At 37.7% G+C, this 17650-nt stretch carries 10 protein-coding genes; 8 read left to right on the plus strand and 2 right to left on the minus strand.

Features of this window, described 5'->3' with window-relative positions; all coding sequences use genetic code 11:
- Positions 1–1083: 1083 nt before the first annotated feature.
- The 8 genes from GNP81_RS15015 (at position 1084) to GNP81_RS15050 (ending at position 14648) form a co-directional block, all read left to right on the plus strand.
- Positions 1084–2433, plus strand: a complete 1350-nt coding sequence (locus GNP81_RS15015; protein WP_155673922.1) for an HlyD family type I secretion periplasmic adaptor subunit — start codon at positions 1084–1086, stop codon at positions 2431–2433.
- 2 nt (positions 2434–2435) lie between these two features.
- Complete coding sequence (locus tag GNP81_RS15020; protein ID WP_336495480.1) at positions 2436–4667, plus strand: ATP-binding response regulator; 2232 nt, start codon at positions 2436–2438, stop codon at positions 4665–4667.
- On the plus strand, positions 4642–6069 hold the full coding sequence (locus tag GNP81_RS15025) for a TolC family protein (protein WP_155669726.1): 1428 nt from the start codon (positions 4642–4644) through the stop codon (positions 6067–6069). Before GNP81_RS15020 ends, GNP81_RS15025 begins: the two co-directional genes overlap by 26 nt.
- 1 nt (position 6070) lies before the next feature.
- Positions 6071–7657, plus strand: a complete 1587-nt coding sequence (locus GNP81_RS15030) for an ATP-binding cassette domain-containing protein (RefSeq protein ID WP_155673923.1) — start codon at positions 6071–6073, stop codon at positions 7655–7657.
- Entirely contained in the window at positions 7654–9801 is a 2148-nt protein-coding gene (locus tag GNP81_RS15035) for an ATP-binding cassette domain-containing protein (protein WP_155669722.1), read from the plus strand. Before GNP81_RS15030 ends, GNP81_RS15035 begins: the two co-directional genes overlap by 4 nt.
- 139 nt (positions 9802–9940) lie before the next feature.
- Positions 9941–13093, plus strand: coding sequence for a response regulator (locus GNP81_RS15040; RefSeq protein WP_155673924.1), 3153 nt, complete (start codon positions 9941–9943; stop codon positions 13091–13093).
- A 48-nt stretch (positions 13094–13141) separates the two neighbouring features.
- The gene (locus GNP81_RS15045; protein WP_236798246.1) at positions 13142–13579 is read left to right on the plus strand and encodes a hypothetical protein; all 438 of its coding nucleotides are present in this window, start codon (positions 13142–13144) and stop codon (positions 13577–13579) included.
- Position 13580: 1 nt separating this feature from the next.
- Positions 13581–14648: a porin gene (locus tag GNP81_RS15050; protein WP_155673926.1), complete on the plus strand. Its 1068-nt coding sequence runs from the start codon at positions 13581–13583 to the stop codon at positions 14646–14648.
- Between the two features lie 174 nt (positions 14649–14822).
- On the opposite strand, the gene GNP81_RS15055 is transcribed toward GNP81_RS15050, so the two are convergent.
- Complete coding sequence (locus tag GNP81_RS15055) at positions 14823–15290, minus strand: hypothetical protein (RefSeq protein ID WP_155669710.1); 468 nt, start codon at positions 15288–15290, stop codon at positions 14823–14825.
- Positions 15291–15305: 15 nt separating this feature from the next.
- Complete coding sequence (locus GNP81_RS15060; protein WP_155669708.1) at positions 15306–17420, minus strand: LruC domain-containing protein; 2115 nt, start codon at positions 17418–17420, stop codon at positions 15306–15308.
- Positions 17421–17650: the final 230 nt, after the last annotated feature.

Below are 17650 nucleotides of genomic sequence, written 5' to 3' on the forward strand. Positions count from 1 at the left end.
TTGAACGTTTCGCTTACCGTTTCAGAATCAAAGTCATCTTCTACTTCGCTGATGGTCTCTTCGTCAGAAGCTTGGAAATCAACAGCAAACGTTTCTTCAATAGTTTCTGAATCAAAGTCATCAATGTCTTGCTGTATCACTCTATCGGAAGCAGAAGAACCACTTTGGTCTGCGGAGGTCTGAACAGCTTGAGCTTGTGCGTCATTCCCTTCCGCATCAGTACCAGACCCGGCGCCTGATACGTCACCGCCTACCGACTGAGCTCCTACTCCAGCAGCAGATCCACTACTACCTGAGGCTGCCTCTTCACTATCCGTTTCACTTGCGCCGCCCACAACATTAGATTGTGCAACATCACCACTATCATTATCAGAGGCTCCTTCTTCCTGAACGGCTCCTCCTGTTGCTCCGGATATAGAATCATCATTTGTACCAGCTCCACTCGGATCATCAGTCATCGCCTGATTAGCTTCATCCGAGATATCTGTATTTTCTGCACCTGTAGCAATTGTGGATGCTATAGAGTTTTGCTGGTTTTGTTGATTCTGTTGCTGTGAAGATGAGCCAGCCTCATTCGTTTCCGTTTGCTCTACCGCTTCATTAAGATCTTGATTATTTTGGTTACCTTGATTCTCGCTCACCATTACAGCCTCCGATTCCATTTCCAACTGATAGTTTTATATTAATTACGTACTAGACATTTCTATTTTTATTATCCTTAATTAAAAGCAAAACTTATCCTGCTCAAAGCTATTAAAGGATATAACTTTCAAAAATCAATTTTTTAATCAATTGAATTCCTATAATGAATCTCAATCAAATTTATTAAAAATAAGCACAATAAATTCTTGTTATATTTGCTGAACTACCATAAGTTAAAAAGAAAACAGATCTAAAAAAAGATCTATAGTGATAATTAAAACCACCGTTAATTCAGAAAAATCAACTTAATATCCAACAACCTATGCTCAGAGGTTTACGTAATATTGAGATAAAAAGAATCGAACCTAAATACATCGCAATATACTGTTCACTTACTTTAATAACAGTGCGTCAATAGGCAGCAGATGAATAGAATGAATCATGAATAACAAAAAAATTGAACATCACTTAAAAAAAGCACTCGTTTCCAATAACGAATCACCTAACGTGACCGCAGATGATAATATTATCCTTGCGAGTGCGATGACGAGTGTGCATAAAACCTTGTTAATCATTTTTCTTGTTTCCATCATTTCTATTGCCGTTGCTTCACAAGCTCGTATAGATATTGTTGTCTCAGTGAGAGGCGAATTATTATTAGAATCCGATGTTGAGAAGGTTCAGCACTTAGAAGGAGGGATTTTAGATGAAATGTTAGTAAGAAAAGGAGACGTTGTTTATGAAGGGCAACCCATTGCTCGTATACGTTCACTCGACCGAAATACGCAGCTAGATACAGTAGAAACTGAAATAATTCAGCTAGAATTAGACAAACTGCGTTACGAAAGTTTGCGTGACATGAAAGAGCCTAATTTCACTTCTTACCTAGATAAATACCCAGGACTCACACAGATAAACATTAATACATGGAAACAAGAGTTTTCTAAGAACCAGTCAAACGAAGATCTCATCACTCACGATATTAAACACAAAAACTCTCTCATCAAATCTATGCTGAAACGCCGGGTAAGTTCGAAGAACCAACTGTCTTTAATCCGAAAACAACTCAATATCAAAAATACTCTGTATAAAGAAGAAATGGCCTCTTATGTTGATGTATTGAGCATGCAAGTTCAAGAATCTAACATGATACGAGAAATAGAAAACCTCGACGAATCCATCATGAATGAACGTTTTCAACTCGATAAACTTGAAAAACAACACAGAGATCTAGTCGCCAATCGTAATTCGGAGTATCAAGCGCAGATCATTCAAACAAATAAAGATCTTAAACTCAAACGCATTCTTCTTCCACAGCATTCAGATAAGGTCGATCGTCTCATTGTGTATGCTCCGATCAATGGTGTTGTTGATAAAGTTCACTTCAATTTTCGCTCAGCTGTGATCCCTCCGGGTGAAAGTATTGCTGACATAGCACCAATTAATAATACATTACACGGCGAAGCTAAGATCCCACGTAAAGATATGGGCTTTGTGGAAATAGGCCAAGCGGTCAAAGTAAAAATGGACACCTATAACTTCGCTAAATATGGCTTTTTAGACGGGCGCATTGCTTCAATAAGCCGATCGTCTTATGAAGAAGAAGATGCTGAATTCTACTTAGCCGAAATTCAAATTAATCAAAATTTTCTCGAGCGAGGAGGAACCCAATACAAGCTTTCACCCTATATGGAGTTTACTGCAGATGTAAAAACTGGATCACGTCGAGTTATCGAATACGCAGCAAAACCTGTTATGTCAGCTATCGAAGATGCGTTTGATGAGAGGTAAAGGTGAAAGATAATACATCAAATAACATCACCATTCCTGTTATTCGGATAAGTATTGCCTTTAGTATAGGGCTAGTTGCTCTCGCCATTTATTTATTTATTTCATGGTCTCGCTCCGATACCATTGAACAAGTACAAAGTGCTCCCTTATTAACTCAAGCTAAAAATCTAAACCAAACAATAGAAACCAACATCAATATACTTCAAAGATGTTTAAGGTTTCAAAATTGCAATATCAATACATTAACGCTGAGTGAACTCAAAAATGAATTATATGAATTTAAGTCTCTCGCTTCCTTAAACAAAACCGAATTTAGCTTAGTTGGCGCCACTGAATTCATACAACTTGAACTCGCTATAAATCGATTCGAAGACAGTTCAATAACAGACAAAAACATACTGGTTCTATATCTTGCTCTCACTACAAATCTAATCCAGTTAAATGAGAACTACCAAACCATGTTTAGCAAACATGCTAACGACATTACGGCAGAGCGAAACCAATACTTTATTTGGCTAACTATCATCATTATTTGCTTAACCCTTATTACGATTGTTTCTAACCTTATTGCTATTTTCAAACTTAAGAAATCAAATACCAATAAGCATGCTATTGGTCTAGAGCTTAACCACCTAGCTAATGAGTTAGAAAACCTAGATTTAGAAAGACTCAATGCACTTTTAAATGACGTCAGTACCGCACCAAAACAACGCCGAATTTATTCTAACTTACAGCAAATATTCACAAAATTAGAAGCTCAAAAACGCAATAACGATCTTTATAAACAACTATATGCATTAATCGGTTATGAAATCAGAGGTATTACCAATACCATTCAGGGAGGCGTGCAATATCTTATCCAAGAGACTGATGAAAACGGCGTTTTAATGGCGCAAGATATAATCTCTGCGGCGAATACCCTTTCAGAACTGGCTGAGAACTATAACCGGTTAATATCTCAAGGAACAGAAAGTAAATCCAAAGACTTTTCACTATTGAACTTACTGTCTGAACTCATGATTCACTTAAATACGAAAGTACAACGTAACGAAAGTCAATTAGATTGCTTCTTTGCCGATAATCTTCCTAATCGAGTAGAAGGTCAATCTACAAGTCTATTCTGGGTTTTATTTTTACAGCTTTCCAACGCGATCCAATTAAAAGCAAATCATAAGCTATTCGTTACCATCGAATCAGGAGCAGCACTTGATATCGAAAATACTCGTTTAACCATCAATCTTAACTTTCTAACTTCGTTAGATATGCCTTTAGCAAAACTAAACAAACTTCATTGGAGTAACCACAAAGAATACACCGCGAACAAAGACAACTTAGCAAAAAATCTATTAAGTGGTGACAGACATTATGAAAGCCATTGGTTCCAATCAGGTAATCAAGAACGGTTTCAAATTGAACTCGATCTCAAGGCGAAAAATTTCTACACAGAAAAAACCCGCTTCGATAACAAGCGTCTGCTTCTGTGTGCCAACTCTCAACTGCGAATTGATATTATGAAAAGTATGCTGAGCAATTTGGGACTCGATATCACCACAGTTAGCACACCAAATGAATTATTTTCATTAGCAAAGACCTTCGGTGAATATGATGCTGTGATGCTAACTGACACCTTTGAATCAAACAAACTTTCATCACTCAGCAAGACGGTTAAATCTCAGCTACGTAATCATCCTAATACCAAATTATTGTTATCTGTTACCAATAATAAGCAAGCACAAAAAAGCCACAACTTTGTCGATAAGATTATTAATTCTCCAGCCATTCCTTATGAATTTGTTCCGAATTTACTGACAATCATGGAAGCGAAAGCGACAGAAGAGCAATTGGGAAATAGCTCATTCCTCATTGTCGAAGATGATCGAGTTCAACAGTTCTTACTAAAACGAATTTTGACAAAGCAAGAATATGAACCCGATACGGTTAATGATGGTGCAGATGCCGTAGAACACTTCATGAAGCATCGTTCAGACATCATTTTTATGGACTGTATTATGCCTGGTATGGGTGGAGTAGAAGCAACCAAACGCATACGAAAATACGAACAAGAGAGTAATCAAAAGCCCTGTATTATCATAGGCGCAACCGCATTGACCAGCAGTAATGAACATCAAGCTTGCATTGAAGCTGGGATGGATTACGTGATCAGTAAACCTTACAAAAACGAAGAAATCATCAAGGTGATCAATAAGTATGTTGCAGTACAAAAACTTAACTAATGGCGTATTTATTGCCTTAGCACTCAACATTACTCCTTTAGCTTCCGCAACCACCCTGCTTGAGGCGGTTACACTCGGCCTTGAAAACAATCTATCGTTACGAGCAAGTAACAAAGGCATTGAAGAGAGCGAAAACAACATTGGAATTAGTCGTTCTAAGTTTTTACCTTCACTGAACGGTGCAGCCGATACTACATGGAATGAAAACGAAACGTTACTAATAGGGGAAACGGATAGCACATCTAGCTACAATTCAAACAGCTACAGCCTTTCTCTAGCACAAACCTTATTCAACCTTAGTGATATATTCAAATATGGTACTGCTAAACTCGATTTCAATATTGAAGAAATCAAACACCAAAATAAAATGCAAAATACCATTTCTGAAATCGCCATTCAGTACTTTGAATACCTTAAAAATAATGCCCAAATTAAAGCAACAAAGGTTGAATTTAAATCCTCAGAAACCCGAACTCGTCAAATGCAAAGGAATGTAGATTTAGGTAATACCGCAGCTAGTGAACTGTATGAAGTAATTGCTCAAAAAGAGGGCGTTGCGAATCGACTAAGAACCTTACAAAAGGATCGCCGTGTCATTCTTAATAGTCTCTCCATTCAGATTCAATACCCCATCACCCCATCACAAGACATTTATGAAAGCGTACCTTTAGTAGCAATAAGTGAATCTGAACAACGATCTATTCTCGAACAAGCTCTACGACTTAACAACGATTTATTGATCGCAAAGAAAACTGTAGAACGGAGCCGTAGATCGCTTAAAGAAAGCGGTTCTAATTTTTTACCAACCGTGTCTCTTTCAGCTAGCTATCGACATGATGACACCAATAATTATGACCGAACCGACCCAAGCGCCACCGGTGAGAGTAATTCAACAAACGTAAAGCTTAATTTAGCAGTTCCTATCCTATCCGGAGGTTCCGATTACTACAGCTATCAAAAATCATCGTCAGCTATTGATAAAAACGAACTGCTTTATCAGGATTCTCTGTTCTCAACTCGTAATGATGTTAACAACTCCATTCTTAACATTAATGACTATTCTCAGTCGATTGAGAGCTATGAAAACATTATTCGCGCTAACTACTCTTCCTATAAAGGCATACAGCGCGCCTACCAATTAGGTACTCGAACCATCACCGATTTACTGTCTGCTGAAAGTAAACTATTTAGTGCGTTGCGAGACTACGAAAATGCACGTTACGATTACATAATCGAAGTTATCAAACTTGAACAGATAAAAGGCATACTGGCAATTTCATCAATTGAAAGCATCATGACATTAATGAGCGATATTGAGGAACATAACAACCAAGATTTAGTTCCCAAACACCTGCTGATTAACGTATCCAACAAAAGCAAGGCAAAGAAGGACGGAGACTAAAATGCAAACTGAACTGTTTTCGCAAAAAATCAATCTTGCTGATAAATGCTACCTTGTATTTTCAACAGTTCTTTCTACTCTGTTGGCCTTGGTGCTGCCTTTCTCAATCCTGATCATTTTTGATCGTGTATTACCAAATCAGTCAGAAAATACCTTATTCTTATTATTTGCTATCATTTTGTTCTCTATTTTTCTTGATTATCACATTAAGAACCAAGAAGAAAAAATTTCATCCGTCATTATGAAGCAGTTTGAAACCAACCTAACTAACAAGGTGTTTCAATCCATTTGTTTAGCGGAAATATCTAAGTTTCGAAGTCTAGAGCCTGGGGAGTATCTAGAAAGAATCGCCACCATTTCGGAAATTAAATCATTCTTTGGTGGCGAGTCTGTCCGAGCACTAATTAACCTATCCGTCAGTATCATCACCATTCTTCTAATTAGCATCATCAATATATGGGCTGGTTTAACACTTCTAACAGCGTCCTTGATATTATTCGCTTTTGCCTTAGTTCTTTCTAAGCAAAAAATCGACATCCTGCAGAATAAGTCAGATATCGAAGGGTTAACCACCTCCAAAATCATCGAAATCATTTCAAGTCCACTCGATATAAAAGCTCGAAACATGGAGTATCGTATCGAAAGCTTAATGACTCAGATAATTGAAGAACGAGAAGTTGAAAGTATCAAATACGAACAAATTGAGTCGAACTTCAATTTGATTTTATCGCTCATCCAACAGCTTTCTATTGCAGGCGTAGTTGTGGTGCTCGCTATCGCGGTAATCAATATGGAATCAAGCCAAGGTATTATGGCGGCCATCATCATGCTAACCAACCGATACTTTGCGCCATACCAACAGGTAATGCGTACCATAGGCCGCTGGAAACTAAATAAACTGCATATTCAACGTATCGCAGAACTCTTAGAGCTCGCCGCATCGGTCGACCATCAGCATACAACCACAGAGGTTGATCATATCTCGATAAAATATTCAAAAAAACAACGCATCGAATTTGAGCGTGGGCAAGCATACCTGCTTACAGGTCAAAGTGGCAGCGGAAAGACGCATTTAGCCAACTGCATCACTCGTCAAACGTCAGACCAAAAACTCGATATTTTAATCAATAATATCCCACTTACTGATATTAATTATAACATTTGGCGCAACAGTGTATTGATGGTTGATAAAACAAGTTCTTTTGTCGAGGGAACCATCATTGATAATCTGACTTGTTTCCGCCCTAGTCTCAATAATACTGCTTTTGCCTTATGTGACACGATGAATATTAAAACTCAAATTGATGCACTGCCTTCTGGCTTTTACACTGAGCTAAAGGGCCATACGAGAAATCCTTTTTCACGCCAAGTTGGTTATACGCTTTTACTCGTACGCGCCCTACTTGCTAATAAACGAGTCTTAATATTCGATGATATAGATTGCGTATACGATGACGATTTTGCACGACTGGTGCTCACCAGTACCGCTTACCGCACAAACGACAAGATCTTCATTATAGTTAGCAATAAAATGAATAAGCTCAATCATCGCCTCAAACGTGTTAAATTGGCAGGAGGCAACCAATGAATATTTTAGTCGATTTCAGTAATATCACTCAGCGATTACAAGATTTTGATTCGCCAAGTTACAATGAGCGTTACGCTCAATCACCGTTGGTGCATGGTTTGGCTTATACGTTAATCGCACTAGAATGGGAAGGCACACCAGAGATCCTTAGTGATGCATTTATTTCAAAACAAAAAGACAGCGACAGTTTTATCGCCACGATTGAGCGCCTTGGTTACCGCTGTGAGGTGACTAAACTCAAAACATTAGACACTATCGAAGGTCACCCCCACCCTTGCTTTATTGAAATCGAAAACCTCAGTGCAATTTACTTAGGTACGCAAGACGGAAAACTGATCCTTTTCGACTACACCAACAACAACACCGTCGAATATCCGTTATGTCATAAATCGTGTTTATTGGTGTCTATCAGCGAATATTCAAGATTGTTCCGTGAGCCTCCACCAGAATCACAAGATAGAAGTAACTGGGTTAAATATGCCTTTTATCGATACACTAACGAGCTAAAAAGTCTAATCATACTCAGCTTTGTGATCAGTATATTAGGTGCTCTCCAACCTTTTTTCATCATGAGTGTTTACAACTTTGCCTTAACCTCTAGCTCCGAAGCAACTCTGTATTGGCTAACCTTATTTGCATTCATTATTGGTTTCTCGGAGTACTTCTTTAAAAAAATGCGAGTGAACATTATCGCCACCTCCGGTAAAGACTTAGCGGTGCACATATCCCAAAACGTAATATCCAAATTACTGTGGCTCCCCTATGCAATGACCTCCACCGCAGGAGTATCCTCACAATTAGCTCGTTTAAAAGACATTGATACTTTCCGTCGCTTAGTCACCGCTGAATCAACGCTAAGCTACTTTGATATGCCTTTTGTAATTGTATTTATCATCGCTATTGCCATAATGTCAGGCACTGCTGCATTAGTTGTGATGGGAGGATTAGTCTTGATGCTCGCTTTTTGTGTGTATTCTCGCTACATCTATTCACAAGCGACATCAAAGAGCTCACGAGCCAATGCAATGGTCTCTTATCAATGGAACGAGATCCTTCGTGGTATAAAAACCATCCAAGGTTTACCATTGTTACGCGTGGTTCAGTCTCGATTTAGTGCTTCTCACATGCAAAGCACTAATGACGCTGAAAATGTTGCAGTAACCAACAGTAAAATTCAAGCTGCGGGCGGTGGACTTATCCAAGTCATTGGTACCGCAAGTATTGTTACCGCTGTAATTGGCGTAATGGATGGCACCTCTGATGCGGGCGCTATGCTTGCCACTGTCATTCTGGTTTGGAAAGCTCTTGGTCCTATCATGGGCATCTACAATTCTATTTCGAAATTCCAATCAATCAAAGCATCTTCAGCACAGATCAACAATTTAATGTCAATGAATGACGATAAGCTCTCACTTGAAAAGAGTCCACCGATTCGTTCTTTTCAAGGCAGTATTATTGGCAGTGGAGTAACTCACCGATACACAGGAGCATCAACAGGGTTAACTAACTTAGGGTTTAAAATACCATCGGGAGCTAAAGCAGTAATTTGCGGGCCAACAGGCTGTGGCAAAACAACATTGTTTTCCATCATTGCAGGCTTAGAAGATCGTTATCAGGGCGAGATATCCATCGATGGTTACAATATCAAGCAATTCAATAATTATCGCTATAGAACATCGATTAATTACATTCCTTTCAACTTACATATTTTTGAAGGTTCATTAGAGGCTAACTTCATTCTTCATAACGGGCTAATCCCAACAGAAAAGATGAATGAAATAATCAGTTTCTTTGAGTTAGACAAGTGGCTGCCAGAAGGATTAGGCACACAACTAAGTCAAGATAAGTACAGAAGCCTACCAAATGGTATCCAACAAAAACTACGTCTTGCTCTTGGCTTAGGAGCTTGTGAGCAATCCGTTATTATTATTGATGAACCCTTTAATGGCGCAGAGCAAGAAAATGCTCAGTACTTTAACCGCCTATTTAGTGATAAATTACTCAATAAAACAGTACTATTCTCAACAAATGACCCAAGACTAATCGCAACCTCAAACATGAGCCTTGTATTAGAATCTGACGGTAATTCGAAATACTTTGGTTTAACAGACAAATATTTAAGCAGCTTAAGTTCAAAAGAGTGAAAATAGATAAATGGTAAAACAATAAAATGAGTAGAACCAACTAACTTATTATTTCATTTTTTAAACATTTTTTGTTTTAAAATATCTACAGCTCTATTTTCATCCTATGCTATAAAAAAGAAAGTTAAATGGATGTTATATGAGAATACTTAAAGTTTGGAATAACCGATCAGTCAAACACAAACTTTTTGGCTTAGTACTACTCCCTATCTCATTGCTGCTTTTTTTAGCTAGTAGGCAAGCTTATATTTTAACAACTCAATTAAATGATTTTGAGCGAACCAATCAATTAGTAATATATCTTGAAGATATTTCACTGCTGTATCGAAATACTTTAACGCATAGTCCTGAAAAATTCATAAGCCAAAGTGTGAAGGTTAATGCTGAATTAAAAGCACTCTCCCCAAGTATTTTTAAAGATACGGCTAAAGAGGTAAATCAGCTGCTCATCGACTTCAGCGAAGCAACCTTATCAACAATGGAAGCGACTGATAATTTTGACAAGCTCGATGCGATTGAATGGCAAAGTGACTTGTACCAACAACTGCTACTAGCAATAGAAAAAGTACCTTTCGATGTAACCAAACGAGAGATCCAACAACACCTAACTGCTTTACAACAATTAGAATGGTTAATGTTTTGGTCAAATGAAGAATTTAAGCTCAGTACATTCTTAATTGATATCTACCAAACAGAGCGAGAATACGATTCTGAACTTGCAGAAATGATCGAGGCACTCAGTATACGTCAACTCCTTTTCCTAGAACGTTTCGTATCATTGAATGCCAACGAACGCCAAGTTTCACTAATGATAGAAGTATTTAGAAACGATGTTTTCATGCAAAGCCAAGAGATTCGTCATGCGCTTCACAACGCTTCCACCACAAGTCAACTCACGCCTGAAAATATATCCGTTGGCTTAAATGCGATGAACTCTCGATTAAGCCTGTTGCAAAATCTTGGCGATGTTATAAAACAAGAATTTCAGGTAGAGGTTGCTCAAGCTATCTCTGATGCTCAAATACAACGAACCCTATTTATTTCAATCGTAACTCTACTTACCATGATCGTTATGGGATTAGCGCTAAGTTTAGCAAGGCAAGTAACAAATAATCTCAAGTTAGTGCTTAACTTTTTAGAAAGTGAAAACGATGACTCTCGCCCTTCTTTAGAAAAACTACTCCAAGGCAAAGATGAACTCAGTCTATTTGCTCAACAAGTTGAACGATTAACCATCGAAAGAGAGTATGCAAAAGAAAAACTGACTCAAGCAAAAGAAGATGCAGAAAAAGCCAAAGACAACGCGATACAAGCAAGCAAAGCAAAAAGCAGTTTCTTAGCAAATATGTCTCACGAAATCCGAACGCCTTTAAATGGTGTTATCGGTATTTCAGAAATTCTTTCTGATACCGCCCTTACACCAACTCAACGAGATTATGTAGATACTATTGAAACATCATCACAGCTTTTGCTTAGCCTGATTAACGACATTCTCGACTTTTCTAAAATAGAGTCAGGAATGCTATTAATTAGTCCACATTCTGCATCCATTAGAGAATCTATCTACGACATTGCCTCTGTCGTTGCACCTAAAGCAAAAGAACAAAACATATTTATCAACATAAATATTCATCCTGAGACTCCTGACCGTGTAATGATTGACGACCATCGACTCAGACAAATCTTGATGAATTTTATGTCTAACGCAGTTAAGTTCACGGAGAAAGGAGGCGTAACCTTATCGATAGATACTCAACTCAAGTCTGATTGCACCGTTAAAGTAATATTTTCTGTCCAAGATACAGGGATAGGAATCGATCAAGAACAACAAAAACAAATTTTTGAACCTTTCGCTCAAGAAGACGATTCAACAACAAGACAGTTTGGAGGAACAGGCTTAGGTTTGGCAATCAGTACGCAACTTGTAGAGCTGATGGGCGGTCAAATCCAACTTAACTCAATTAAAGGAGAAGGCAGTTGTTTCTACTTTGAATTAGACTTGATCATTAATTCAATTGCACCAAAATTAAGTAAAGCCACCGCTGACATTTATTTAATTGCTAACGATAAGAGTTTATCAAAACGCATTGAAAGCGAGCTTAATTTCTATGGTCTGAACGTTATTCAAAAAACGAATAAACCATCTACTCTCACAGAGGAAATTACAAATACCTCACATACAAAACCTATTACGGTTATCTTCGCTGAAGATGATTCATTTCAAGCGAATGACTATTCGGAACAATTAGAAAAACTGCATAACAGCCATATCACAATCTGCTTAATACGCTCCTTCCTTAGTGAAGCCAGCAATATTGGACAATATATAACGACTCAGGTATCTCAACCTCTTCTTGGGCAACGCCTAATAAAAGCGATTGAAAAATGCGATTCTCAAGGCATTGCGGAGCGATTAATCAGTGTTCAAGGAAGTACCGTCGTAACACAAAAAATACTGATCGTTGAAGATAATAAAATTAATCAGAAAATAGCAGGCCTTCATGTTAAGAAAAGTGGCTTAGAGTTTGAATTTGCCAATAATGGCCAAGAAGCCGTTGACATGTATACCGCTAACCCTAATTACGCTGCAATATTAATGGACTGTATGATGCCTGTTATGGATGGTTTCTCTGCTACCGCTAACATCCGAGATATAGAACAAAAAAACAAATCGCTCCGCCGAATCCCAATTATCGCTTTGACCGCAAGTGTGATTGATGATGACATTCAAAAATGTTTTGACATGGGAATGGACGATTACATTCCAAAACCATTTAAGTTTGAAATGCTTAAGGAGAAAGTACTAACAGCAATTGAAGCGGCATCAATAGCGACAACAATATCCACAACACATACAGCATACAAATCGCATCCAAGCATTCCAGAGCAACCAGAAGTCGAAATCCCACCAAGTAAATCTGAACGTATTTTGCTGGTTGAAGATAACCGAGTAAACCAAAAAGTAACTTCAGTTATGTTGAAAAAAGCCGGTTATGCATTCGACATTGCAGACAATGGGCAAGTTGCTGTTGATATGTACAAAAATAACAGCAGCTATGACGTCATATTAATGGATTGCATGATGCCAGTAAAAGATGGTTTCACCGCTACAAAAGAAATCAGAAAGCTTGAGAAAAGTTTAGGCTTAAACAAAACTCCAATTATCGCGCTCACAGCTAGTGTTATTGATGATGACATTCAGAAATGCTTTGACTCAGGCATGGATGGCTATGTAGCAAAGCCGGTAAGAAAAGAAAAACTCTTTCACCAAATTGAAAGCGCGACTTGTTAGGAGGCCTCTATGGATTGGAGTAAAACACGTCCTTATCTACAACAAAAAATGACTAACGCTGTACTCATAGGCATCTTCTACCTATTCGCTTCCATAAGCCCAGTACATGCTGCCGAAGATTACGTTATTTTCTCTTTAAATACAGAATTTCAAGCGATATCAATAAACAAAGCTCGCAAACTATATCGAGGAAAAACAAAACGACTAAATGGAAAACGCGTAGAACTGTCTGATTGGCCGGAAAACAGCACTGAACGAAAAGATTTTTATCAACTTTTATTAGGTAAAAATACAGCTCAAATGAACGCTCACTGGGCAGGACTATCTTTCTCAGGTAAGGCTCGATATCCAAGAGAAATAAAAACGGCATCCATAGAAAGCTTAATCAATTGGCTCAATGATAAGCCTAATCGTATTGGTTACTCTCCGCTCTCCTCTGTTCCTGAAAATGCCAATATTATCTACACTATAAGCTCGGAGAAATAACATGAAAAAAATAATTACATCAGTACTATGTGCCTCTATTTCTTCTCCTGCCTTTGCCATTATTGAGCTTACTGACAACCTCTCTTTAAGTGGTTTTGGTTCAACGTCTTGGGCCAAATCAGACAACGATAACCCTTTAATTATTAACCATGGGTTTACTGATGAAAGTTGCTATGATTGTGATACCACATTTGGCGTCCAGCTAGACTATTTCTACAACTCATTCAAAGCTTCTATACAAGTAATAAAACCACCACAATATGATTGGAGCTCCCCACAGCTAGAATGGGCTTACGTTGGTTATGAATTTAATAATCTTGATGTCAACATTGGTCGATTAAGACTCCCACTCTTTCTTGCCTCTGAGTACTATTACGTAGGTCAAGCCTACATGACAGCAAGACCTCCAACAGAGATATATAACAGTATATTAGGGATCACAGCTTTTAACGGTATCAAAGTCAGTTGGGCATATGACGTTAGCGATGAAACAACTATCGTTCTTTCTCCATTCTACGGTGTTAAAGATAATAACGAGGTCGATTACAATTCTTCTACCGAGCTAAAGTTTGAAACAAATAGAATGTTTGGAGCTAATTTACAACTAAGTGGGGAAAGTTACCGTTGGAATGTCTCTTTCCTAGATTCAAACTATGATCAAACAATCACTCGTAAAAACATTGGTACTTTACCAACAAATAAAAATCAACACATCCAACTTTGGTCGTTAGGTGCTGAATATGAACTGGGGAAAGCAATTTTGACTTCTGAAGGACAAATTAATGATTCCTCATCATCAATGTACGCAAGCTTAGGTTATCATCTAGGTTCGTTTACTCCCTATGTTGTTTATGGTGCCCAGTTTGATGAAAATGAACATTTGGAAGGCAACAGTTACTTAATTGGTATTGACTACGACGTACTACCAAATGTATCCATCAATGGTGAAATTCAATATTTTGAGGCACATAAATCTAACGGATCCTTTATCGAAAATTTCACTCCATCCAATCATTACGACAATAAAGAGGCCATTTTATACACAATAATGCTAAGTTTTGTTTTCTAAAATCATAATATGCTGTGTATCGTAGGCAACTTGATTCACCTCGCAGCGGGTGCTCCCTTTGATATGCTTATTCGTTTCAACAATAAAAAGACTTTTAATATTGCAAATAAAACCAAAGTAAAAAAGCCACGTAATACTACGTGGCTTTAAATTAATCATAGGTATTATTTTAAATTAATACCATTCCCATTGCGTACCATCTACAACAAACTTTTTCTGCTGTGGATCACTGCCATCATATAACCAAATTTCGACAACGCTTTCATTCAAGCTATCCGCAATGGAGAACTCAATATCAACAGCCCCATTAGTTAATGGAACATCTATAATTTTACTCCCATAATCAACAATATAACCACCATCATCTTTCTCACTAAAACTCGAATAAACAGATAAATGTGCACGAGATGGTAAACTACCACTCAAATCGACAATTAACCGTTGATCGTCTATTGGATTAAATGAGAACCCCTCAGGAGCGACTAGATCTTGTGTTTTTATTGGTTCAGGTTTCTCATCTGCGGCTGGAGAACTTCCACCAGCACTCCCACCAGATGATGAGCCCCCACTATCACTACATGCCATTAAGAATAATGCTGTTATTGATGCAATAGCTATCTTATCCAAAATAATATTTTTCATAATAACGTCCTTTTCTTAATAGTATTTGTTCGAAATAGCATTAGTTATGTCATACCAATCTGTATGAGTTTCACCGCCTGATGTTGTGTAATCTGCAAATTGAGGATAGGCAACAACAAGGTCAACACGCTCTCTTGGCCATTTCCACTCATCATAAATAAGCAGAGCCCACGGCATATTATTGCTAGTTTTAAAATAACGAGACGTATTAGGATCACTGGTATCTTCTGCTAACTGGTAAAAATTAGTATCAAATTTCTCAGTCGGTGCTTGGTCAGCTAAGTGAACCTCATAGCTTCGTCCTGGTGCTTGAGCAAAGCTTGGGCCATGATAGTAACCAGGAGTCGCATATAAGAATGGGTCATAAGGCATCGCTGGCATACTGCCGGTTGTAACTGGAGTAACAAGACTAAAGTGCAACTCAAATTCAACACCGACATCTTCTCGACAATCATCTTGGGTTCTAAAGAAATAGCAACTATAACTAGAGACTTCGATCGCATCATTAATTAAAATAAAGCTTGCTTCCGTCATTCCAGACTCTTGAGCATCACCATCTTGCAGTGCCGAGTTGTAATATAAACGAGTCTTATCTGAATCGATGTTAGTAGCATCAATGCCAGCTAATCGTACTGCAAAGCCACTGTGATAACTTGCACCAACAGCAACTAACTGGCCACTAATACTTACTTTAGCAACATCACCATCTTTTAATGTTTCAGTGATTCGATATCTTAAAACCATATCATTCATATCGTAATCAGCAGTTTCTGGCCAATTATCCTCATAAGCAATTGTTACGTAACCATCTGCTGATGGGAAATGACGTTGTGATGTATTTGCATCAACGATAGTAACAACATGATCCTCCACTTCACCTGAAGTTGAACCACCATAATAAGCTAATCCAGTTTGTTGACTAAAACGGAATCTTGACCAAGTTTCACCAACCGTAGCTCCAAATGGCACACTAATAACTAAATTATTACTACCAGCTTCTAGAGCTTTATCTGTAATAACTTGTTCGCCATCATCAGAGAAATCACCATCATCATTCCAGTCAAACCACGCTGATAAATAACCCGTTGTTGATGCACTCACCGTAATAACAGAATCAAGTCCCGGTTCTAAAGCGGTAACAAAACCCACGCCATCTTCATCATCACTGGTAATTGAATCATCCGAATCTGGAGACTGGGCAGCATAATAATCACCATCAACTGAAGCACCTAGCCATGTGACGCCATCCATTTCATGACGAGCACCATTAGAAGCTAATGTGGTTCCATAATTAGTATCTGGAGCATCACCAAAATCTATCGTAGCGGGTTCATCGGTATCAATAAGAGGGGCATTAGCACAACGAGCTCCATCATTTTGGTTCGAGTATGGTCCATCTGCAAATTTCACAGCAGGGACAATACCTGAATCAATGATCGCTTGAGTTGATAAATCTACTCGATAAATTTGACCATCTTGGTTACGAGACAGATATAAGTAACCATCAACATCAAAATACATAGCACCAAAAGTACCTAATTCACCAGTGTCACCAATATAAGTAGCAGCTCCTGTATTGATATCGAATTCATATAATCCACCGCTACCATTATCTACACCATATAAACGACTGTTACTTGGATGAAAAGCAAAATCCGTTAATGATATCGACGCCGTTGAAGTAATTAATTGTGCCGTTAGAGTGGAGTTCACATTCGAATCTAAAGGAGATAAATCGATCTTATATAAACCTGTCCCACTACGATATACATAGTAATGATGGTCATATACATCACCGACATAAAATGTTTTATCCGAAGGTAACCCATTTACATTTAACGTCGTTGCTTGAAAGTTTTGCCCTAACCGAACTACGTTATAATTCGTAGTATCAAAGCCATAAATATATCGGTCAGTCTCATTAAAACCCACCCCATTTATATTAGAAGATAACCCTGTATCATCTTGCAAAAGACTATTGGTCCCGGTAACTAAATTAATACCATAGACAGACACTGGTTTACCTTGAAATAAATACGCTTTACTTGGACACGAATCAAAAGCAACAGCAAACACTTTTGAGCTAGCTAATAAGAGTATTAGCATTGTTATCTTAAAAAATTGATACATAGCTTCTTCCTTATAGTTATGATGTTACTTTTTATAACCATTCAAAAGACATGCCAAATTTAAATCATTGTTTTTAAATGATTTTTATTTTGTTGATATACTATTTTTTATTCTGATAATCAGTTTGCATTTAATTAATCTCATTTTAAAAAATAAACATTCCGAATAAATCATCTTATTTATTTCAAAATAGACATATTAAAAAATCACATTATTCTTAGCATTCTATA

It is taken from the genome of Aliivibrio fischeri, assembly GCF_009727955.1.
Lineage (GTDB): Bacteria > Pseudomonadota > Gammaproteobacteria > Enterobacterales > Vibrionaceae > Aliivibrio > Aliivibrio fischeri_A.

Coding starts and splice junctions, on each gene's coding strand:
- GNP81_RS15050 (WP_155673926.1), top strand. CDS start 13,581: ATGAAAAAAATAATTACATCAGTACTATGTGCCTCTATTTCTTCTCCT.
- GNP81_RS15055 (WP_155669710.1), bottom strand. CDS start 15,290: ATGAAAAATATTATTTTGGATAAGATAGCTATTGCATCAATAACAGCA.
- GNP81_RS15045 (WP_236798246.1), top strand. CDS start 13,142: ATGACTAACGCTGTACTCATAGGCATCTTCTACCTATTCGCTTCCATA.
- GNP81_RS15030 (WP_155673923.1), top strand. CDS start 6,071: ATGCAAACTGAACTGTTTTCGCAAAAAATCAATCTTGCTGATAAATGC.
- GNP81_RS15040 (WP_155673924.1), top strand. CDS start 9,941: ATGAGAATACTTAAAGTTTGGAATAACCGATCAGTCAAACACAAACTT.
- GNP81_RS15015 (WP_155673922.1), top strand. CDS start 1,084: ATGAATAACAAAAAAATTGAACATCACTTAAAAAAAGCACTCGTTTCC.
- GNP81_RS15025 (WP_155669726.1), top strand. CDS start 4,642: ATGTTGCAGTACAAAAACTTAACTAATGGCGTATTTATTGCCTTAGCA.
- GNP81_RS15060 (WP_155669708.1), bottom strand. CDS start 17,420: ATGTATCAATTTTTTAAGATAACAATGCTAATACTCTTATTAGCTAGC.
- GNP81_RS15035 (WP_155669722.1), top strand. CDS start 7,654: ATGAATATTTTAGTCGATTTCAGTAATATCACTCAGCGATTACAAGAT.